Consider the following 20,846-nt stretch of genomic DNA (forward strand, 5'->3'; position numbering starts at 1 on the left):
TGACTACCAGGAGTTCTTAATGATGGTGCAGCACCTGAAAAGACGGCCATTAAGCCGCTATCTTAAAGACTTTAAACACAGCCAGACCCATTGCGCGCATTGCCGTAAATTACTCGATCGCATTACCCTCGTTCGCGACGGCAAAATAGTGAATAAAATCGAGATTTCCCGCCTGGACACGCTGCTTGATGAAAATGGCTGGCAAGTGGAACAAAAATCATGGGCGGCATTGTGCCGATTCTGCGGTGATTTACATTGCAAAACACAGAGTGATTTTTTCGATATTATCGGCTTTAAGCAATTTCTTTTTGAGCAAACTGAAATGAGCCCAGGTACGGTGCGTGAATATGTCGTTCGTCTGCGCCGTTTGGGTAATCATCTTCACGAGCAAAATATTTCCCTCGATCAGCTGCAGGACGGTTTCCTTGATGAAATCCTCGCCCCGTGGCTGCCCACTACCAGCACCAACAATTACCGCATCGCGTTACGGAAGTATCAACACTATCAGCGTCAAACGTGTACCGGACTTGTGCAGAAATCCTCCAGCCTGCCTGCTTCTGATATATATTAAATAAGAATAAGATGTAGCGGAGTTGTTTTTGTGTTTACAAACAATGGCTCTACACTGCAAACAGACATAACAACATTCGGGGTGAATATGAAATTAGCACATCTGGGACGTCAGGCATTGATGGGTGTGATGGCCGTGGCGCTGGTTGCGGGCATGAGCGTTAAAAGTTTTGCAGATGAAGGTCTGCTTAATAAAGTTAAAGAGCGCGGTACGCTGCTCGTAGGGCTGGAAGGAACTTATCCGCCGTTCAGTTTTCAGGGGGATGACGGCAAATTAACCGGTTTTGAAGTGGAATTCGCCCAACAGCTGGCAAAACATCTTGGCGTTGAGGCGTCACTAAAACCGACCAAATGGGACGGTATGCTGGCGTCGCTGGACTCTAAACGCATTGATGTGGTGATTAACCAGGTCACCATTTCTGACGAGCGCAAGAAAAAATACGATTTCTCTACCCCGTACACCATTTCCGGTATTCAGGCGCTGGTGAAAAAAGGTAACGAAGGCAGCATTAAAACGGCTGATGATCTGAAAGGCAAAAAAGTGGGTGTCGGTCTGGGCACCAACTATGAAGAGTGGCTGCGCCAAAATGTTCAGGGCGTCGATGTGCGTACCTATGATGATGACCCGACCAAATATCAGGATCTGCGCGTAGGCCGTATTGATGCGATCCTCGTTGACCGTCTGGCTGCGCTGGATCTGGTGAAGAAAACCAACGATACGCTGGCAGTAACCGGTGAAGCATTCTCCCGTCAGGAGTCTGGCGTAGCGCTGCGTAAAGGAAATGAAGACCTGCTGAAAGCGGTGAATGATGCAATTGCGGAAATGCAAAAAGATGGCACTCTGCAAGCCCTTTCTGAAAAATGGTTTGGTGCTGATGTGACCAAATAATCAGCATAATGACAAAAAAGGGCGCTTTCACTAGCGCCTTTTTTATTTACGCGTTTTCAGCGTGCATAATAAGAAAATCACAACAACACACATCGGAGGCTGTTATGCCACTGCATAATTTAACCCGTTTTCCACGGCTGGAATTTATCGGCGCGCCAACGCCGCTCGAATATCTGCCACGCTTTTCTGATTATCTTGGACGGGAAATTTTCATCAAACGGGATGACGTCACCCCCATGGCAATGGGCGGCAATAAATTACGTAAGCTGGAATTTCTTGCGGCAGATGCTCTGCGCGAAGGTGCCGATACGCTGATTACTGCCGGGGCGATCCAGTCTAACCATGTGCGCCAGACTGCCGCAGTCGCTGCGAAACTCGGTCTGCACTGCGTGGCGCTGCTGGAAAATCCTATTGGCACAACCGCAGAAAACTATTTAACCAACGGCAATCGTTTGTTGCTGGATCTGTTCAATACCCAGATTGAAATGTGCGACGCACTGACCGATCCCAATGCCCAACTGGAAGAGCTGGCGACGCGAGTCGAAGCACAAGGCTTTCGCCCGTATGTCATTCCGGTTGGCGGTTCTAATGCTTTGGGGGCGCTGGGTTATGTGGAGAGTGCGCTGGAAATCGCGCAACAGTGTGAAGGGGCGGTTAATATTTCGTCGGTGGTGGTCGCGTCGGGCAGTGCCGGAACTCACGCCGGACTGGCTGTTGGGCTGGAACACCTGATGCCTGAAAGCGAACTGATTGGCGTGACCGTGTCGCGTTCCGTTGCCGATCAATTGCCGAAAGTGGTTAACCTCCAACAGGCGATTGCGAAAGAACTGGAGCTGACCGCATCAGCGGAAATTTTACTCTGGGATGACTATTTTGCACCTGGCTACGGCGTGCCGAACGACGAAGGCATGGAAGCAGTGAAATTGCTGGCGCGGCTGGAAGGCATTCTGCTTGATCCTGTGTATACCGGAAAAGCGATGGCGGGGCTGATTGACGGTATCAGTCAGAAACGCTTCAAAGATGAAGGGCCGATTCTGTTTATTCATACCGGCGGCGCGCCTGCGCTGTTCGCCTATCATCCCCACGTTTAGCTCCGGAAACGCTCATGCAAGAAAGTATACAACTGGTTATTGATTCCTTGCCGTTCCTGCTGAAAGGGGCTGGGTATACGCTGCAACTCAGTATCGGCGGCATGTTTTTTGGCTTACTGCTAGGGTTTATTCTCGCGCTGATGCGCCTTTCGCCAATCTGGCCCGTGCGCTGGCTGGCGCGTTTTTATATCTCTATTTTTCGTGGTACGCCACTCATCGCACAACTGTTTATGATCTATTACGGCTTGCCGCAGTTTGGCATCGAACTAGATCCCATTCCGTCAGCAATGATTGGTCTGTCGCTAAACACTGCCGCCTATGCTGCCGAAACGCTGCGCGCCGCCATTTCTTCTATTGATAAAGGTCAGTGGGAAGCTGCTGCCAGTATTGGTATGACGCCGTGGCAGACCATGCGTCGCGCGATTTTGCCACAGGCGGCGCGAGTGGCGTTGCCGCCGCTGTCGAACAGCTTTATCAGCCTGGTAAAAGATACGTCGCTGGCCGCGACAATCCAGGTGCCGGAGCTGTTCCGTCAGGCGCAGTTGATTACCTCGCGTACGCTGGAGGTGTTCACCATGTATCTGGCGGCTTCGCTCATCTACTGGATCATGGCGACAGTGTTATCGACGTTGCAGAACCATTTTGAGAATCAACTTAATCGCCAGGAGAGAGAACCAAAATGAGTGCCATTGAAGTTAAGAACCTGGTGAAAAAATTCCACGGTCAGACGGTGCTGCACGGTATCGACCTTGAGGTGAAGCCTGGCGAAGTAGTGGCAATTATCGGTCCGAGTGGTTCCGGCAAAACCACGTTGCTACGCAGCATAAATCTGCTGGAACAACCGGAAGCGGGAACCATTACCGTTGGCGATATCACCATTGATACTGCACGTTCATTAAGTCAGCAAAAATCGCTGATTCGCCAGTTGCGTCAGCACGTCGGGTTTGTCTTCCAGAACTTTAATTTGTTTCCGCATCGTACGGTGCTGGAAAACATTATTGAAGGGCCGGTGATCGTCAAAGGCGAACCGAAAGAAGAGGCCACGGCGCGCGCTCGCGAGCTGTTGGCGAAAGTTGGGCTGGCAGGTAAAGAAACCAGCTATCCACGTCGTTTGTCTGGCGGTCAACAGCAGCGTGTCGCGATTGCGCGAGCGCTGGCTATGCGTCCTGAGGTGATTTTGTTTGACGAGCCAACGTCGGCGCTGGATCCAGAGCTGGTGGGCGAAGTCCTGAACACCATCCGTCAGCTGGCGCAGGAAAAGCGCACGATGGTGATTGTGACGCACGAAATGAGCTTTGCCCGGGATGTTGCGGACCGGGCGATCTTTATGGACCAGGGGCGGATAGTCGAGCAGGGGGCCGCAAAAGCGTTATTTGCCGATCCTCAGCTGCCTCGCACCCGCCAGTTCCTCGAGAAGTTTCTGCTGCAATAATAAGAAAAAATCAGCCCCGACGATTTACCAGTCGGGGCGGGACGCCACTTCAAACGTGATAAAACTGCTTAACAAATCAGCATAACTCATTAATAACATAAGAGAATGCGATGGCTTGCAAAAGTAATTCATTGTCTGAATAATATAAATTATATATAAATCTTATTTATGTGATAGTTTAAATTATCATTATAAATGATACTCACTCTCAGGGGCGTTGCGGTTTACTATGCAGGATACGGATTTTTTCAGCTGGCGTCGCACGATGCTGTTGCGTTTTCAGAGGATGGAGGCCGCAGAAGAGGTCTACCATGAAATAGAGCTTCAGGCTCAGCAGCTGGAGTACGATTACTATTCGTTATGTGTTCGCCACCCGGTACCATTCACGCGACCTAAAGTAGCTTTCTACACCAATTACCCTGAGTCGTGGGTGAGTTATTATCAGGCAAAAAACTTTCTCGCAATTGATCCTGTGCTGAACCCTGAAAACTTTAGTCAGGGCCATTTAATGTGGAATGATGACTTATTCAGCGAAGCACAGCCATTATGGGAAGCCGCGCGCGCACATGGTTTACGCCGCGGTGTCACTCAGTATTTAATGCTGCCAAATCGGGCGCTGGGCTTTTTGTCCTTTTCCCGTTGCAGCACGCGCGAAATACCCATTCTTAGTGATGAACTGCAATTAAAAATGCAGTTACTGGTGCGCGAAAGTCTGATGGCTCTGATGCGTTTAAATGATGAAATAGTGATGACGCCAGAGATGAATTTCAGCAAGCGCGAAAAAGAAATTCTGAAATGGACGGCGGAAGGGAAGACATCAGCAGAGATAGCGATGATTTTGTCAATCTCTGAGAATACGGTCAATTTCCATCAGAAAAACATGCAGAAAAAAATCAATGCACCGAATAAGACCCAGGTGGCCTGTTACGCGGCCGCTACTGGCTTAATTTGATCGCTTTTCTTTCTGCGTGCCAGATGCAAAAACCGGCTGAAAGGCATGCTCTCAGCCGGTTTTATATTACTGACGGTAGGCTTGTTTAATTTGCTTAACCGTTTTGGAAAATACTGCAGCCTGGGTTTCGTCTTCGATCAGCGCAAGCTGTTTTTCCATCTTTAACATCACGCGGCCCGCGTCAGCTTGTCCCATCGCCTGCAGCATCAGCGTCAGCATCGCTTTCAGGCAGGAGACTTCATTTGCCAGTTCTTGATTATTCTCGGCAGTAGAAAAATCAGGCGTACTCATTTATTTTCCTCGTCATGTTGCAATGAAAATTTGCGGTGAAAAATGTTAAGGCGGCGGAGTATACCATAAGCTTTGCTAAAAATAGCAGTGGTTGTTTTTTGAGCGCGCCGTCAACGGTGCTATTAAATGCGTTAATATAATGACCAATAAATATTTTTATCATGAATGTTTTTTGCCCGTATTGTTCGGGTTAATTAATGTTACATATTTAGCGGGCTGATTTTCATTTTTGCTGAATAAAGGTAATTTTTGTCACATTTCGTCGCAGGGCTTACTGTGAAACGATCCGGTAAGCCGTTGGTGACGGGCGTGACCATAACTGTGGACAATCGAATTGACTAAAACGAGAGAAAAATCGAATACCCACCATTTTTAACGTTTCAAAGTTGCAATAAAAACCGCTAATATACGAATGACTAACTATCAGTAGCGTTATCCCTATTTCTGGAGATATTCCTTTGATCAACGTTCTACTTGTTGATGACCACGAACTGGTGCGCGCAGGGATACGACGCATTCTGGAAGATATAAAGGGTATAAAAGTCGTCGGTGAGGCATCGTGCGGTGAAGACGCCGTTAAGTGGTGCCGGGCAAATGCCGTTGACGTGGTGCTAATGGACATGAGTATGCCGGGCATTGGCGGTCTTGAGGCGACGCGTAAAATCGCGCGTTCCACAGCTGATGTAAAAATCATCATGCTTACGGTCCATACAGAAAACCCTTTACCAGCGAAAGTCATGCAGGCCGGTGCTGCGGGCTACCTCAGCAAAGGCGCGGCTCCGCAGGAAGTCGTGAGTGCGATTCGTTCTGTCTATTCAGGGCAGCGTTACATTGCTTCTGACATCGCTCAACAAATGGCGTTAAGCCAGATCGAACCAGAAAAAACAGAAAGCCCATTTGCCAGTTTGTCTGAACGTGAATTGCAGATTATGCTGATGATCACCAAGGGCCAGAAGGTCAATGAGATCTCAGAACAGCTCAATCTCAGTCCGAAAACGGTGAACAGCTACCGCTATCGTATGTTCAGTAAACTAAACATTCATGGCGATGTTGAGCTGACTCACCTGGCAATTCGCCATGGTCTGTGTAATGCGGAGACATTATCAAGTCAGTGAGTGATCAGTTTGACGCAAAAGCGTTTTTAAAAACCGTAACCAGCCAGCCAGGCGTTTATCGCATGTACGATGCTGGTGGTACGGTTATCTATGTCGGCAAAGCGAAAGACCTGAAAAAACGGCTTTCCAGCTATTTCCGTAGCAACCTCGCTTCGCGCAAAACCGAAGCGCTGGTCGCCCAGATCCAGCAAATTGATGTAACGGTTACTCATACAGAAACCGAAGCGCTGTTGCTGGAACACAACTACATCAAACTCTATCAGCCGCGTTACAACGTTTTGCTACGCGATGATAAATCTTATCCTTTTATCTTCCTGAGTGGCGATACCCACCCGCGTCTGGCGATGCATCGTGGTGCGAAGCATGCCAAAGGTGAATATTTCGGCCCGTTCCCGAATGGCTATGCCGTACGTGAAACACTGGCGTTACTGCAAAAGATATTCCCCATTCGCCAGTGCGAAAATAGTGTTTATCGCAATCGCTCGCGTCCGTGTCTGCAATATCAGATAGGGCGCTGTCTGGGACCGTGCGTTGAAGGACTGGTGAGTGAAGAAGAATACGCTCAGCAGGTCGAGTATGTGCGCCTGTTTTTGTCTGGCAAAGATGATCAGGTGCTTACGCAACTCATTAGCCGTATGGAAACTGCCAGCCAGAATCTGGAGTTTGAAGAAGCGGCACGTATTCGCGACCAAATTCAGGCGGTGCGACGCGTCACCGAAAAACAGTTTGTGTCCAATACCGGCGACGACCTTGACGTTATTGGTGTGGCGTTCGATGCGGGCATGGCTTGTGTCCACGTATTGTTCATTCGTCAGGGTAAAGTGCTCGGCAGCCGCAGCTATTTCCCGAAAGTGCCGGGCGGTACGGAACTGAGCGAGGTGGTGGAAACCTTCGTAGGTCAGTTCTATTTACAAGGCAGCCAGATGCGCACCTTACCGGGTGAGATCCTGCTCGATTTTAATCTTAGCGATAAAACGCTGCTCGCCGATTCCCTTTCAGAACTGGCGGGACGCAAGATTAATGTTCAAACCAAACCTCGCGGCGATCGGGCGCGTTATCTGAAACTCGCGCGCACCAATGCGGCGACGGCCTTAACCAGCAAACTCTCGCAGCAATCTACCGTTCACCAGCGACTGACCGCGCTTGCCAGCGTGTTGAAATTGCCGGAAGTGAAGCGGATGGAGTGCTTTGACATCAGCCATACCATGGGTGAACAAACCGTCGCCTCCTGTGTGGTATTTGATGCTAACGGCCCGCTGCGTGCGGAGTATCGGCGCTATAACATTACTGGCATTACGCCGGGCGATGATTATGCGGCGATGAATCAGGTGCTGCGTCGGCGTTATGGTAAAGCCATCGACGACAGTAAGATCCCGGATGTGATCCTTATCGACGGCGGCAAAGGCCAGCTTGCACAGGCGAAAAATGTCTTCGCCGAACTGGATGTCTCATGGGATAAAAATCATCCGCTGCTACTTGGTGTTGCCAAAGGAGCAGATAGGAAGGCTGGGTTGGAAACGCTGTTCTTTGAGCCGGAAGGTGAGGGATTCAGTTTGCCGCCAGATTCTCCCGCGCTGCATGTTATCCAACATATTCGCGACGAATCACACGATCACGCGATTGGCGGGCACCGCAAAAAACGGGCGAAGGTCAAAAATACCAGTTCCCTGGAAACCATTGAAGGCGTCGGGCCAAAACGTCGGCAAATGTTGTTGAAATATATGGGCGGTTTGCAAGGTTTACGTAACGCCAGCGTCGAGGAAATTGCAAAAGTACCGGGTATTTCGCAAGGTCTGGCAGAAAAGATCTTCTGGTCGTTGAAACATTGATGTCTCTGTAGCAACATAGGGGTAATCTTACTGACAACAGATAGTTACCCGTCATTATGCAATTTAATATTCCTACGTTGCTTACACTGTTCCGTGTCATCCTTATCCCATTCTTTGTATTGGTCTTTTATCTACCTGTCACCTGGTCGCCGTTTGCCGCCGCGCTCATTTTCTGCGTCGCGGCGGTGACTGACTGGTTCGATGGTTTTCTGGCACGCCGCTGGAACCAGAGTACCCGGTTTGGTGCTTTCCTTGACCCTGTAGCAGATAAAGTTCTCGTGGCTATCGCCATGGTGCTGGTAACCGAGCATTATCACAGCTGGTGGGTGACATTACCGGCGGCAACGATGATCGCCCGTGAAATTATTATTTCTGCGCTACGCGAATGGATGGCAGAGTTGGGTAAACGCAGTAGCGTGGCTGTCTCCTGGATTGGGAAAGTGAAAACCACTGCCCAGATGGTAGCGCTGGCCTGGCTGCTGTGGCGTCCGAACATTTGGGTTGAGTACGCCGGTATTGCACTTTTCTTTGTGGCTGCGGTACTGACTCTGTGGTCAATGTTGCAATATTTGAGCGCTGCGCGTGCAGATTTGCTTGATCAGTGATCGTTTCGGCGCAATTTTCAGCAAACGATCAAAAGTGGTGAAAAATATCGTTGACTCATCGCGCCAGGTAAGTAGAATGCAACGCATCGAACGGCGGCACTGATTGCCAGACGATAATAAAATCAAGTGATTAACTGATTGCTTGATGAATGCGGGAATAGCTCAGTTGGTAGAGCACGACCTTGCCAAGGTCGGGGTCGCGAGTTCGAGTCTCGTTTCCCGCTCCAGTTTAAAAGACATCGGCTTCAGCGGATGTCCGGCTGAAAGGCCTGAAGAATTTGGCGCGTTAACAAAGCGGTTATGTAGCGGATTGCAAATCCGTCTAGTCCGGTTCGACTCCGGAACGCGCCTCCACTTTCTTCCCGAGCCCGGATGGTGGAATCGGTAGACACAAGGGATTTAAAATCCCTCGGCGTTCGCGCTGTGCGGGTTCAAGTCCCGCTCCGGGTACCATGGGAAAGATAAGAATAAAATCAAAGCAATAAGCAGTGTCGTGAAACCACCTTCGGGTGGTTTTTTTGTACCTGCAACTTGTCGTTACACCCTCCTTAATTTTTAATCACCGGCAAAGCCACTCAAAAAGTATCTCTGATACGGACCGACATGTAAGATAGGTGTTGGCGAGTTGAGATCCACAAGGAAAAGCGTATGAAAACGGGACCGTTAAACGAAAGTGAGTTGGAATGGCTGGACGATATTCTGACCAAATACAACACTGACCACGCCATTCTTGATGTGGCGGAGCTGGACGGTTTATTGACGGCGGTGTTGAGTTCTCCGCAAGAGATTGAACCGGCACAGTGGCTGGTTGCCGTATGGGGTGGGGCTGACTATGTGCCACGCTGGGCGTCAGAGAAAGAGATGACGCGCTTTATGAACCTGGCTTTTCAGCATATGGCCGATACCGCAGAGCGTCTGAACGAATTCCCGGAGCAGTTTGAGCCGTTATTCGGCTTGCGAGAAGTCGATGGCAGCGAGCTGACGATTGTTGAGGAGTGGTGCTTTGGCTATATGCGGGGCGTGGCACTTTCTGACTGGTCAACGTTGCCCGATTCGTTAAAACCGGCGCTGGAGGCGATTGCGCTGCACGGTACTGAGGAAAACTTCGAGCGGGTAGAGAAGATGTCGCCAGAAGCGTTTGAAGAGAGCGTAGATGCCATTCGACTGGCGGCGCTTGATTTACATGCATACTGGATGGCGCATCCGCAGGAAAAAGCTGTTCAGCAACCGATCAAAGCAGAAGAGAAACCGGGTCGTAACGATCCTTGTCCGTGCGGCAGTGGTAAGAAATTTAAGCAGTGCTGCCTGCATTAAGAGGTCAAATTGGGTGTCAGCGTTAATTCTGGCACCCAATAAGATCTAATCATCCCACTTCTGGTAACAAGCCTGCCGCAATCAAAAATTGCACGCCAATCACAGCAATACCACAGAGAAACACCACCACCAGCGCCGGACGACCACCTTTCACCCGGTAACCCGCCTGAGGATTGTGCTTTCTGCTTTGCCAGGTCAACAGCGAAGGGATAATCAATGCCAGTACCGCCAGCGCCACACCGGCGTAACCCAGCGCCATTACAAATCCTCGTGGATAAAACAGTGCAAACGCTAACGGCGGCAGAAAGGTAATTGCACCAGTTTGCAATCGTCCACCAACGGTATTTGAACGCTGAAACAAATCTGCCAGATAATCAAATAAACCTAACGCAACGCCGAGGAATGACGTGGCGAGGGCTAAATCAGCAAATAAATGCACCGCCAGCTCAACATGCGGAGAGGCCACCATTTCGCGTAACGCCTGTAACAGCCCGTTTAATCCGGCATGATTAGCCAGCAATCCCATAAAGGTTGTTGAATCAATGCTGCCAAGCGTCGCCAGCTGCCAGAAAATATATGCCACCAGGGGGATCGCACTACCGGTTATAAACACCCAGCGTAGCTTACGAATATTGCCATCCATATAACTGACAATGCTCGGCACGCTACCGTGAAAACCAAACGACGTAAAAATCACTGGGATTGCAGACAGTGCCAACCCCTGTTGCAACGGCAGGGTTAATAGATTCACTTTGTGAATATGCGGTAGCAGCAGTACCAGCATTACCACCAGAAAAATAATTTTGGCGCTGAACAGAAAACGGTTAAATAAATCGACCAGCGAAGTTCCGACACAAACCACGCCACCGGCAACAAAAGTGAACAACAGCACGCCAGCGGTTGCCGACATTGAAATACCTGTCCAGTCGCTGATGCTGGAAGCCAACAATTCACCAGCACCGCTGATGTATGCCGCAGTCAGAGCATACATTAAGAACATCATACTGAAGCCCGTCAGCCACTGACCGTAGCGTCCCAGATAGCGTTTTGCCAGCGTGCCCAGACCGGTATCTGCCGGGACATGCTGGTACACCTCCAGTAGTAATAGCGCCGTGTAGCACATCAACGCCCAAAGCCCAATCAACAAGATTAACGTGATGCTAAAACCAACACCTGCCGCAGCCAGCGGCATTGCCAGCATGCCTGCGCCAATTGTGGTTCCCGCCACGATAAAAACACTTCCCAGAGTTCTGTTTTTCACGCTTTCTTCTGTCCTGACGATCTTTATGAGTGATATCTGCGGCGCAGGTTAAGGCATAACGGCTGCTTCGTCAAACCGGCGTTACATATGGTGTAAATTTAAATGTACAATAAAATGCGTTCAGTCCTGCGCTGGCGCAAAGTCTTCATAAGCGGCAATCGCTACGCTAGGCTTTTTTTTGAGGAGGAACGATGGACTCTATTCACGGTCATGAAGTGTTAAATATGATGATTGAATCAGGTGAGCAATATACGCATGCCAGTCTGGAAGCTGCGATTAAAGCGCGTTTTGGTGAACAGGCACGTTTTCACACCTGCTCGGCAGAAGGGATGACAGCGGGAGAGCTGGTAGCGTTTCTGGCAGCAAAAGGCAAATTTATACCTTCGGAAGACGGTTTTTCAACCGATCAGAGTAAGATTTGCCGTCACTGATTTGAAACGGCGGCAGAAAACCTGCCGCCGGAGAGCATTAGTTTTGTGTGTCGAGGGTAGAGAGTTCTTTGTCGATAAAATACAAACCTTCGCCGCTTTTGCCTGCAAGGCTTAATTTATCAATAATCGATTTGAACAGTTTCTCTTCTTCATGCTGCTCAGAAACATACCATTGCAGGAAATTAAATGTTGGGTAGTCCTGATTGGTCATTGCAGCATGAGCCAGTTCGTTAATTTTCTGCGTGATTAATTGTTCGTGTTTATAGGTTTCCTGGAATAATTCATCAAGTGAAGAATATTCAGCAAACGGAGATTCAACGGTATTAATACGCGGTAAGTTGCCGGTATCAGTCAGATAATCAAACAGACGCTGCATATGCGTCATCTCTTCCTGGGCGTGGCGGCGCAGGAACGCGGCAGCACCTTCGAAGGTATGATAGCTGCACCAGGCGCTCATTTGCTGATAAAGCAGTGAAGAGTACAGTTCCAGGTTCATCTGCTCATTAAGTTTTTCAATCATTTCTGGTTTCAGCATGATAGTGCTCCACAAAGGTTATATTTGTTGCTGTGGCGTCACTATAATTTGTTATTTTATTATTTGCAAAAGGTAAAATATAAACATCATTTATTAAAAATACGAATGGGAATAAAACGCATTACCGCTATTTATTTAATCAGCGAAGATCCCCCTCGCTGATTAAAACGTTTAGAGAAAGACAGGGAAGGCGGAATGATGGCACTGATATGACAAAGTGAATTCCGTATTCAAACATAAGGAACCCGCAAAGAGGCTACAGTTGCCTACTGGCTGACCAAAGGGGATAGCGTGGGTATAGCCTTCCTGCTGGCATGCGCGATCGGCGATCCCGCGACTGATATAACGATCGGTACGGGCATGCTGCAAAAAAGCCTGATCATAAACCAACCGAACAATACCTGTTGCCGCGTCAACTTCGCCCACATGAGCCTGGCGAGTAACTGTGCACCCCGCCAGCGTTATTAATGAAAGAGTCAGAATCAGAAGTCTCATGGTCCAGCCAGAAGAGTAAAAGAAAGCAGTATTTTACGCGTTACAGCGCTGCGACAATGGCCGGAAAAGACGCCTGGCAGGCGCTATTTCTCGCCATCTGTATGTGTCAGAAATGGGGGTGCTGCCTTTTGATTATCATTTTTATAACATTAAAGGGGTATTTATGTGATTTGCATCACATAAAGATTGATTTTTGTGATGGTTGTCATATTATAAGTGCAAAGACAATAACACCTGCATAACAAATAGTCGGAGTGCCGCGATGAAACTGCGCAAGATCCTGAAAAGTATGTTCAATAACTATTGCAAGACGTTCAAAGACGTACCGCCAGGCAATATGTTCCGATAACAAAAAACCTGCTCCGGCAGGTTTTTTTGTGTCCTGATGACGGTGTATGTGACTATCGCTGAAGATGTGAAGCCGCTACTATAACGGCTTTCAAAATGCTATCAGGAGTTTACGATGTCCCAGCCGCTGAATGCCGATCAGGAACTGGTTTCTGATGTGGTTGCTTGCCAGTTGGTTATCAAACAAATTCTCGACGTTCTGGATGTAATCGCACCCGTTGAAGTTCGCGAAAAAATGTCCAGCCAGCTGAAGAATATCGACTTTACTCACCATCCCGCCGCCGCAGACCCGGTCACCATGCGGGCAATCCAAAAAGCCATCGCGCTGATTGAACTCAAGTTTACCCCACAGGGCGAATCCCATTAAAAAACCGCTGCTTCAAAAAGATGAGGCAGCGGTTTCTCAAAAACTTCATCGGCGCAATGCATTAGCGCCGATGATGATCAATGCAGCTGATGCGACACGACATTCAGAACATGTTGGTCGGTCTGCACAGGGCACATACCAGCAAGTTTCGCACTGCGCACTTCATCAAGAATGGTTTGCAGCAACAGGCCATCATGCTGCTGCTCTTTTTCCAGATCGCGCAGGAAATTGACGGTTGAATCATCATTCAGTTCTTTAGCTTCATCGGCTAACTGTGCCAGCGTGCTTGAACGTTGCTCGTATTCTTCCATCGTTTTTTGGAAAAGTTCTTCCAGTGAGTTCAGTTTTTCACCGGGAACATCAATGGCTTTAACGATGGGAGTAGCGCCGACACTCTTCATAAAGTTAAACATGCGCATCATTTGGGTCACGTTACTCTGTGCCTGTGCGCGAAGGAAAGTGGCGGTGCCGTTCAGACTCTGTTCAGAACACCAGTTACTCAGGTGAAGGTAGAGATTGGATGCGTAAAACTCGCGGTTCATTTGAGAGTTGAGTTTGAGAAGCATTCCAGCGGTTGCCATACCTAATATCCTTATATCCAGAAGTGGAGAGGTGCAAGATAAATCAAAACACCATAATTACTGTTTGCAGAATAATTCCTTTCTGCCGGTCCGAAATGTGATCGTGGAGTCAATTCTGACGATGATCTGAAATAAGAATAACGTCTGAACGGGTATAAGAAAATGCTTAAATCATCAAGTTTATATATTTTTACATTTCATTGATGAAATCAATGTAACTGCAATGAATTTTAATGATGATGCTTTTTGTATCTTGTTGATATTAATAGGGGGATTTGAATTCATGATGAAGCAATGATTTTTTAAAACGTTTTTTCATTTTTGCGATATGGCTCTCAGTATACGTGTTCTGTTAATTAATGAGCACGGTGATAATTAATGGCGAAATGAATGACGCTCATTTTCCACATCTTTGAGTTGCGGTTATTACACCATTTCAAAAACTCAACGCCAGGTAATGCAGCCTATTGACTGGTTAAAAAGAAGACATCCCGCATGGGTACCAAAGACAACAAGGATTTCCAGGCTAATCTTATGGATTAATCTGCTGCGCGCTCGGTGATTTGTCTGACAAATAAGCTTTTCCTTATGTCTTTTCCCGCTAAATTTATGCACGTTCTCACTGTAATTCTGCGATGTGATATTGCTCTCCTATGGAGAATTAATTTCTCGCTAAAACTATGTCAACACGGTCACTTATCTTTTAGTTAAAAGGTAATGCTTTGTTTTCCGATTAATTTAACGAAAGTCATTCGTTTTTGCCCTACACAAAACGACACTAAAGCTGGAGAGAACCATGCACAAATTTACTAAAGCCCTGGCAGCCATTGGTCTGGCAGCCGTTATGTCACAATCCGCTATGGCGGAGAACCTGAAGCTCGGTTTCCTGGTGAAGCAACCGGAAGAGCCGTGGTTCCAGACCGAATGGAAGTTTGCCGATAAAGCCGGGAAGGATTTAGGGTTTGAAGTTATTAAGATTGCCGTGCCGGATGGCGAAAAAACATTGAACGCTATCGACAGCCTGGCTGCCAGTGGCGCGAAAGGTTTCGTTATTTGTACTCCGGACCCGAAACTCGGCTCTGCCATCGTGGCGAAAGCGCGTGGCTACGATATGAAAGTCATTGCCGTGGATGACCAGTTTGTTAACGCCAAAGGCAAGCCAATGGATACCGTTCCGCTGGTGATGATGGCAGCGACCAAAATTGGCGAACGTCAGGGCCAGGAACTGTATAAAGAGATGCAGAAACGTGGCTGGGGTGTCAAAGAAAGCGCGGTGATGGCGATTACCTCCAACGAACTGGATACGGCTCGTCGCCGTACTACGGGTTCTATGGATGCGCTGAAAGCTGCAGGATTCCCGGAAAAACAAATTTATCAGGTACCTACCAAATCTAACGACATCCCGGGGGCATTTGACGCTGCCAACTCAATGCTGGTTCAACATCCGGAAGTTAAACATTGGCTGATCGTCGGTATGAACGACAGCACCGTGCTGGGCGGCGTACGCGCGACGGAAGGTCAGGGCTTTAAAGCGGCCGATATTATCGGTATCGGTATTAACGGTGTAGATGCGGTGAGCGAACTGTCTAAGGCACAGGCAACCGGCTTCTACGGATCACTGCTGCCAAGCCCGGACGTACATGGTTATAAGTCCAGCGAAATGCTTTACAACTGGGTCGCAAAAGGTGTCGAACCGACCAAATTCACCGAAGTTACCGACGTGGTGCTGATCACGCGTGACAACTTTAAAGAAGAACTGGAGAAAAAAGGGTTAGGCGGTAAGTAATCTGCCGAAAAAATTCCCCTCTGCATGATGCAGAGGGGGTGTGAACGACCAGTGATTCACGGAGACGTTATGCAACAGTCTACCCCGTATCTCTCATTTCGCGGCATCGGTAAAACGTTTCCCGGCGTTAAGGCGCTGACGGATATTAGTTTTGACTGCTATGCCGGTCAGGTTCATGCGTTGATGGGTGAAAATGGCGCAGGAAAATCAACTCTCTTAAAAATCCTCAGCGGCAACTATGCGCCAACCACGGGTTCTGTAGTGATTAATGGGCAGGAAATGTCCTTTTCCGACACGACCGCAGCACTTAACGCGGGTGTGGCGATTATTTACCAGGAACTGCATCTCGTGCCGGAAATGACCGTCGCGGAAAACATCTATCTCGGCCAGCTGCCGCATAAAGGCGGCATTGTGAATCGCTCATTGCTGAATTATGAGGCGGGTTTACAACTTAAACATCTTGGTATGGATATTGACCCGGACACGCCGCTGAAATATCTCTCCATTGGTCAGTGGCAGATGGTTGAAATTGCCAAAGCGCTGGCGCGTAACGCCAAAATTATCGCCTTTGATGAGCCAACCAGCTCCCTCTCTGCCCGTGAAATCGACAATCTTTTCCGCGTTATTCGTGAACTGCGAAAAGAGGGGCGGGTGATCTTATACGTTTCTCACCGTATGGAAGAAATATTTGCCCTCAGCGATGCCATCACCGTCTTTAAAGATGGGCGTTATGTCAAAACCTTTACTGATATGCAGCAGGTTGACCACGACGCCCTGGTGCAGGCGATGGTCGGGCGCGACATCGGCGATATCTACGGTTGGCAACCGCGTAGTTATGGCGAGGAGCGGCTGCGTCTTGATGCTGTGAAAGCACCAGGCGTGCGTACGCCAATAAGTCTGGCGGTTCGCAGTGGAGAAATTGTCGGTCTGTTTGGTCTGGTCGGGGCAGGGCGTAGCGAATTAATGAAAGGCATGTTTGGCGGTACGCAAATCACCGCCGGTCAGGTTTATATCGACCAACGGCCGATTGATATTCGTAAACCGAGCCACGCTATTGCCGCAGGCATGATGCTCTGCCCGGAAGATCGCAAAGCGGAAGGCATTATTCCTGTGCACTCCGTTCGCGACAATATCAACATCAGTGCCAGACGCAAACATGTGCTCGGCGGTTGTGTAATCAACAACGGTTGGGAAGAAAACAATGCCGATCACCACATTCGTTCGCTCAACATCAAAACGCCGGGCGCAGAGCAACTGATCATGAATCTTTCAGGCGGAAATCAGCAAAAAGCCATTCTGGGCCGCTGGTTATCGGAAGAGATGAAGGTCATTTTGCTGGATGAACCTACGCGCGGCATTGATGTTGGTGCTAAGCATGAAATTTACAACGTGATTTATGCGCTGGCAGCGCAGGGCGTGGCGGTGCTGTTTGCCTCCAGCGACTTACCCGAAGTCCTCGGAGTTGCCGACCGGATTGTGGTGATGCGCGAAGGCGAAATCGCCGGTGAATTGTTACACGAGCAGGCAGATGAGCGTCAGGCATTAAGCCTTGCGATGCCTAAAGTCAGCCAGGCAGTTGCCTGAGTAAGGAGAGTATGATGTCTTCTGTTTCTACATCGGGTTCTGGCGCACCTAAGTCGTCTTTCAGCTTTGGGCGTATCTGGGATCAGTACGGCATGCTGGTGGTGTTTGCGGTGCTTTTTATCGCCTGTGCCATTTTTGTCCCAAATTTTGCCACCTTCATTAATATGAAAGGGTTGGGCCTGGCAATTTCTATGTCGGGGATGGTGGCGTGTGGCATGTTGTTCTGCCTTGCTTCCGGTGACTTTGACCTTTCTGTCGCCTCCGTAATTGCCTGTGCGGGTGTCACCACGGCGGTGGTTATCAACCTGACTGAAAGCCTGTGGATTGGCGTGGCAGCGGGTTTGTTGCTGGGCGTTCTCTGTGGTCTGGTCAATGGCTTTGTTATCGCCAAACTGAAAATAAATGCCCTGATCACGACACTGGCAACGATGCAGATTGTTCGAGGTCTGGCGTACATCATTTCTGACGGTAAAGCGGTAGGTATCGAAGATGAAAGCTTCTTTGCCCTTGGTTATGCCAACTGGTTCGGTCTGCCTGCGCCAATCTGGCTTACCGTCGCGTGTCTGATTGTCTTTGGTTTGCTGTTGAATAAAACCACCTTTGGGCGTAACACCCTGGCGATTGGCGGGAACGAAGAGGCCGCGCGTCTGGCAGGTGTACCGGTTGTTCGCACCAAAATTATTATCTTTGTTCTCTCTGGACTGGTATCAGCGATAGCCGGAATTATTCTGGCTTCACGTATGACCAGTGGGCAGCCAATGACGTCGATTGGCTATGAGCTGATTGTTATCTCCGCCTGCGTTTTAGGTGGCGTTTCTCTGAAAGGTGGCATCGGAAAAATCTCATATGTGGTGGCGGGTATCTTAATTTTAGGTACCGTGGAAAACGCCATGAACCTGCTTAATATTTCTCCTTTCGCGCAGTACGTTGTTCGCGGTTTAATCCTGCTGGCAGCGGTGATCTTCGACCGTTACAAGCAAAAAGCGAAACGCACTGTTTGATGCTTTTTTCTGCAACAATTTAGCGTTTTTTCCCACCACAGCCAGCCGCCACAACGGTTGGCTGTTCTTCGTTACAAATGGCGACCCCCGTCACACTGTCTATACTTACATGTCTGTAAAGCGCGTTCTGCGCAACACAATAAGAAAAGAGAAGGAGGAGAACCGGGTGACAGAACCGTTAACCGAAACCCCTGAACTATCCGCGAAATATGCCTGGTTTTTTGATCTCGATGGAACGCTGGCGGAAATTAAACCGCATCCCGATCAGGTGGTCGTGCCTGACAATATTCTGCAAGGACTTCAGCTACTGGCAACCGCAAGTGATGGTGCATTGGCATTGATATCAGGGCGCTCAATGGTAGAGCTTGACGCTTTGGCAAAACCTTATCGCTTCCCGTTAGCGGGCGTGCATGGGGCGGAGCGCCGTGACATCAATGGTAAAACGCATATCGTTCATCTGCCGGATGCGATTGCGCGTGATATTAGCGTGCAACTGCATACGGCTATCGCCCAGCTTCCCGGCGCGGAGCTGGAGACGAAAGGGATGGCCTTTGCGCTGCATTATCGTCAGGCTCCGCAGCATGAAGACGCATTAATGACATTAGCGCAACGTATTACCCAGATCTGGCCACAAATGGCGTTACAGCAGGGAAAGTGTGTTGTCGAGATCAAGCCGCGAGGCACCAGTAAAGGTGAGGCGATTGCTGCCTTTATGCAGGAAGCTCCCTTTATCGGGCGAACGCCGGTATTTCTGGGCGATGATTTAACCGATGAATCTGGCTTCGCTGTCGTTAACCGGCAGGGCGGAATGTCAGTAAAAATTGGCACAGGCGCAACTCAGGCATCATGGCGACTGGCGGGCGTGCCGGATGTCTGGAGCTGGCTTGAAATGATAACCACCGCATTACAACAAAAAAGAGAAAATAACAGGAGTGATGACTATGAGTCGTTTAGTCGTAGTATCTAACCGGATTGCACCACCAGATGAGCACGCCGCCAGTGCCGGTGGCCTTGCCGTTGGCATACTGGGGGCACTGAAAGCCGCAGGTGGACTGTGGTTTGGCTGGAGTGGCGAAACAGGAAATGAGGATCAGCCACTAAAAAAGGTGAAAAAGGGTAACATTACGTGGGCCTCTTTTAACCTCAGCGAACAGGACCTTGACGAATACTACAACCAATTCTCCAATGCCGTTCTCTGGCCTGCTTTTCATTATCGCCTCGATCTGGTGCAATTTCAGCGTCCTGCCTGGGATGGCTACCTACGCGTAAATGCAATGCTGGCAGATAAATTATTGCCGCTCCTGCAAGACGATGACATTATCTGGATCCACGATTATCACCTGTTGCCCTTTGCGCATGAATTACGCAAAAGAGGGGTGAATAATCGCATTGGTTTCTTTTTGCATATTCCATTCCCGACGCCGGAAATCTTCAACGCGCTGCCGACATATGACACCTTGCTTGAACAGCTTTGTGATTATGATTTGCTGGGTTTCCAGACAGAAAACGATCGTCTGGCGTTCCTGGATTGCCTTTCTAACCTGACCCGTGTCACGACGCGTAGCGCAAAAAGCCATACGGCGTGGGGCAAAGCGTTTCGAACAGAAGTTTACCCGATCGGCATTGAACCGAAAGAAATAGCGAAACAGGCTGCCGGACCACTGCCGCCAAAACTGGCGCAACTCAAAGCGGAACTGAAAAACGTACAGAACATCTTTTCTGTTGAACGACTGGATTATTCCAAAGGTTTGCCGGAGCGTTTTCTCGCCTATGAAGCGTTACTGGAAAAATATCCGCAACATCACGGTAAAATTCGTTATACCCAGATCGCGCCAACGTCGCGTGGTGATGTGCAAGCCTATCAGGATATTCGTCATCAGCTCGAAAATGAAGCCGGACGAATTAATGGTAAATATGGGCAATTAGGCTGGACGCCGCTTTATTATTTGAATCAGCATTTTGACCGTAAATTACTGATGAAAATATTCCGCTACTCTGACGTGGGCTTAGTGACGCCACTGCGTGACGGGATGAACCTGGTGGCAAAAGAGTATGTTGCCGCTCAGGACCCAGCCAACCCGGGCGTACTTGTTCTTTCGCAATTTGCGGGAGCGGCAAACGAGTTAACGTCGGCGTTAATTGTTAATCCCTACGATCGTGACGAAGTTGCAGCTGCGCTGGATCGTGCATTGACTATGTCGCTGGCGGAACGTATTTCCCGTCATGCAGAAATGCTGGACGTTATCGTGAAAAACGATATTAACCACTGGCAGGAGTGCTTCATTAGCGACCTAAAGCAGATAGTTCCGCGAAGCGCGGAAAGCCAGCAGCGCGATAAAGTTGCTACCTTTCCTAAGCTTGCGTAAGTG

25 protein-coding genes and 3 tRNA genes are annotated in these 20,846 nt (G+C 49.0%); 21 read left to right on the plus strand and 7 right to left on the minus strand.

From position 1 onward, the window contains the following. Positions 1-19 precede the first annotated feature (19 nt). From fliZ to sdiA, 6 genes are all read left to right on the plus strand, one after another. Entirely contained in the window at positions 20-571 is a 552-nt protein-coding gene (gene fliZ, locus AABJ99_RS10135) for a flagella biosynthesis regulatory protein FliZ (protein WP_024182848.1), read from the plus strand. An 87-nt stretch (positions 572-658) separates the two neighbouring features. Next, positions 659-1,459 (plus strand): cystine ABC transporter substrate-binding protein, encoded by an 801-nt coding sequence (gene tcyJ / locus AABJ99_RS10140; protein WP_001353139.1) that lies wholly within the window; start codon positions 659-661, stop codon positions 1,457-1,459. Between the two features lie 104 nt (positions 1,460-1,563). Beyond that, on the plus strand, positions 1,564-2,550 hold the full coding sequence (gene dcyD / locus AABJ99_RS10145; protein WP_001128215.1) for a D-cysteine desulfhydrase: 987 nt from the start codon (positions 1,564-1,566) through the stop codon (positions 2,548-2,550). A 14-nt stretch (positions 2,551-2,564) separates the two neighbouring features. Continuing rightward, complete coding sequence (gene tcyL / locus AABJ99_RS10150; RefSeq protein WP_001158220.1) at positions 2,565-3,233, plus strand: cystine ABC transporter permease; 669 nt, start codon at positions 2,565-2,567, stop codon at positions 3,231-3,233. Beyond that, positions 3,230-3,982, plus strand: coding sequence for an L-cystine ABC transporter ATP-binding protein TcyN (gene tcyN / locus AABJ99_RS10155; protein WP_001272993.1), 753 nt, complete (start codon positions 3,230-3,232; stop codon positions 3,980-3,982). The genes tcyL and tcyN overlap by 4 nt, the downstream gene beginning before the upstream one ends. A gap of 229 nt (positions 3,983-4,211) precedes the next feature. Continuing rightward, positions 4,212-4,934, plus strand: coding sequence for a transcriptional regulator SdiA (gene sdiA, locus AABJ99_RS10160; RefSeq protein ID WP_001154281.1), 723 nt, complete (start codon positions 4,212-4,214; stop codon positions 4,932-4,934). A 66-nt stretch (positions 4,935-5,000) separates the two neighbouring features. On the opposite strand, the gene yecF is transcribed toward sdiA, so the two are convergent. Genes yecF through AABJ99_RS10175 form a run of 3 tightly spaced genes read right to left on the minus strand, consistent with a single transcriptional unit; the run spans position 5,001 to position 5,542 of the window. After that, entirely contained in the window at positions 5,001-5,225 is a 225-nt protein-coding gene (yecF, locus tag AABJ99_RS10165) for a DUF2594 family protein YecF (RefSeq protein WP_000106474.1), read from the minus strand. Continuing rightward, positions 5,212-5,388: a protein YecU gene (gene yecU / locus AABJ99_RS10170; protein ID WP_039020704.1), complete on the minus strand. Its 177-nt coding sequence runs from the start codon at positions 5,386-5,388 to the stop codon at positions 5,212-5,214. Before yecU ends, yecF begins: the two co-directional genes overlap by 14 nt. A 37-nt stretch (positions 5,389-5,425) precedes the next feature. Then, positions 5,426-5,542: a hypothetical protein gene (locus tag AABJ99_RS10175; RefSeq protein WP_001302039.1), complete on the minus strand. Its 117-nt coding sequence runs from the start codon at positions 5,540-5,542 to the stop codon at positions 5,426-5,428. A gap of 141 nt (positions 5,543-5,683) precedes the next feature. On the opposite strand from AABJ99_RS10175, the gene uvrY reads away from it, so the two are divergent. From uvrY to yecA, 7 genes are all read left to right on the plus strand, one after another. After that, positions 5,684-6,340 (plus strand): UvrY/SirA/GacA family response regulator transcription factor, encoded by a 657-nt coding sequence (gene uvrY / locus AABJ99_RS10180; RefSeq protein ID WP_000611328.1) that lies wholly within the window; start codon positions 5,684-5,686, stop codon positions 6,338-6,340. After that, a complete protein-coding gene (uvrC, locus tag AABJ99_RS10185) occupies positions 6,337-8,169 on the plus strand; it encodes an excinuclease ABC subunit UvrC (RefSeq protein ID WP_001283421.1) in 1,833 nt (610 codons plus the stop codon). Before uvrY ends, uvrC begins: the two co-directional genes overlap by 4 nt. Before the next feature lie 56 nt (positions 8,170-8,225). Next, positions 8,226-8,774, plus strand: a complete 549-nt coding sequence (gene pgsA, locus AABJ99_RS10190) for a CDP-diacylglycerol--glycerol-3-phosphate 3-phosphatidyltransferase (protein WP_001160187.1) — start codon at positions 8,226-8,228, stop codon at positions 8,772-8,774. A gap of 151 nt (positions 8,775-8,925) precedes the next feature. Then, positions 8,926-9,001: transfer RNA gene (locus AABJ99_RS10195), tRNA-Gly, on the plus strand. A 53-nt stretch (positions 9,002-9,054) separates the two neighbouring features. Beyond that, positions 9,055-9,128 (plus strand) — tRNA-Cys (locus AABJ99_RS10200). A gap of 12 nt (positions 9,129-9,140) precedes the next feature. Continuing rightward, positions 9,141-9,227 (plus strand) — tRNA-Leu (locus AABJ99_RS10205). Positions 9,228-9,422: 195 nt separating this feature from the next. Continuing rightward, positions 9,423-10,088 carry a UPF0149 family protein YecA gene (yecA, locus tag AABJ99_RS10210; protein ID WP_000847882.1) on the plus strand — a complete coding sequence of 222 codons (666 nt, stop codon included), beginning with the start codon at positions 9,423-9,425 and terminating at the stop codon, positions 10,086-10,088. A 49-nt stretch (positions 10,089-10,137) separates the two neighbouring features. On the opposite strand, the gene tyrP is transcribed toward yecA, so the two are convergent. Then, positions 10,138-11,349, minus strand: a complete 1,212-nt coding sequence (tyrP, locus tag AABJ99_RS10215; RefSeq protein WP_039020705.1) for a tyrosine transporter TyrP — start codon at positions 11,347-11,349, stop codon at positions 10,138-10,140. A gap of 191 nt (positions 11,350-11,540) precedes the next feature. Here tyrP and yecH point away from each other — a divergent pair, with 191 nt between their 5' ends. Beyond that, on the plus strand, positions 11,541-11,780 hold the full coding sequence (gene yecH, locus AABJ99_RS10220; protein ID WP_000377223.1) for a YecH family metal-binding protein: 240 nt from the start codon (positions 11,541-11,543) through the stop codon (positions 11,778-11,780). 37 nt (positions 11,781-11,817) lie between these two features. Here the strand turns inward: yecH and ftnA are convergent, their stop codons facing one another. Both ftnA and yecR read right to left on the minus strand, forming a co-directional pair. Next, on the minus strand, positions 11,818-12,315 hold the full coding sequence (ftnA, locus tag AABJ99_RS10225) for a non-heme ferritin (protein WP_000917208.1): 498 nt from the start codon (positions 12,313-12,315) through the stop codon (positions 11,818-11,820). Positions 12,316-12,486: 171 nt separating this feature from the next. Continuing rightward, on the minus strand, positions 12,487-12,810 hold the full coding sequence (gene yecR, locus AABJ99_RS10230; protein ID WP_001237857.1) for a YecR-like lipofamily protein: 324 nt from the start codon (positions 12,808-12,810) through the stop codon (positions 12,487-12,489). A 262-nt stretch (positions 12,811-13,072) separates the two neighbouring features. Between yecR and azuC the strand changes: the two genes are divergently transcribed. Next, on the plus strand, positions 13,073-13,159 hold the full coding sequence (gene azuC, locus AABJ99_RS10235; RefSeq protein ID WP_010723106.1) for a stress response protein AzuC: 87 nt from the start codon (positions 13,073-13,075) through the stop codon (positions 13,157-13,159). A 114-nt stretch (positions 13,160-13,273) separates the two neighbouring features. Beyond that, complete coding sequence (gene yecJ / locus AABJ99_RS10240) at positions 13,274-13,525, plus strand: DUF2766 family protein YecJ (protein ID WP_000082120.1); 252 nt, start codon at positions 13,274-13,276, stop codon at positions 13,523-13,525. Between the two features lie 77 nt (positions 13,526-13,602). Here the strand turns inward: yecJ and ftnB are convergent, their stop codons facing one another. Beyond that, positions 13,603-14,106 carry a non-heme ferritin-like protein gene (gene ftnB / locus AABJ99_RS10245; RefSeq protein WP_000179469.1) on the minus strand — a complete coding sequence of 168 codons (504 nt, stop codon included), beginning with the start codon at positions 14,104-14,106 and terminating at the stop codon, positions 13,603-13,605. Positions 14,107-14,902: 796 nt separating this feature from the next. On the opposite strand from ftnB, the gene araF reads away from it, so the two are divergent. The 5 genes from araF to otsA all read left to right on the plus strand — a co-directional run bounded on the left by araF (position 14,903) and on the right by otsA (position 20,843). Next, positions 14,903-15,892: an arabinose ABC transporter substrate-binding protein AraF gene (gene araF, locus AABJ99_RS10250; RefSeq protein WP_039020707.1), complete on the plus strand. Its 990-nt coding sequence runs from the start codon at positions 14,903-14,905 to the stop codon at positions 15,890-15,892. A 69-nt stretch (positions 15,893-15,961) separates the two neighbouring features. After that, entirely contained in the window at positions 15,962-17,476 is a 1,515-nt protein-coding gene (araG, locus tag AABJ99_RS10255; protein ID WP_001187824.1) for an arabinose ABC transporter ATP-binding protein AraG, read from the plus strand. Between the two features lie 14 nt (positions 17,477-17,490). Beyond that, complete coding sequence (gene araH, locus AABJ99_RS10260) at positions 17,491-18,477, plus strand: arabinose ABC transporter permease AraH (RefSeq protein WP_001306740.1); 987 nt, start codon at positions 17,491-17,493, stop codon at positions 18,475-18,477. Positions 18,478-18,643: 166 nt separating this feature from the next. Continuing rightward, complete coding sequence (otsB, locus tag AABJ99_RS10265; RefSeq protein ID WP_039020708.1) at positions 18,644-19,444, plus strand: trehalose-phosphatase; 801 nt, start codon at positions 18,644-18,646, stop codon at positions 19,442-19,444. Continuing rightward, positions 19,419-20,843, plus strand: a complete 1,425-nt coding sequence (gene otsA, locus AABJ99_RS10270; RefSeq protein ID WP_039020709.1) for an alpha,alpha-trehalose-phosphate synthase — start codon at positions 19,419-19,421, stop codon at positions 20,841-20,843. Before otsB ends, otsA begins: the two co-directional genes overlap by 26 nt. Positions 20,844-20,846: the final 3 nt, after the last annotated feature.

It is taken from the genome of Escherichia coli (assembly GCF_036503815.1).
Lineage (GTDB): Bacteria > Pseudomonadota > Gammaproteobacteria > Enterobacterales > Enterobacteriaceae > Escherichia > Escherichia coli_F.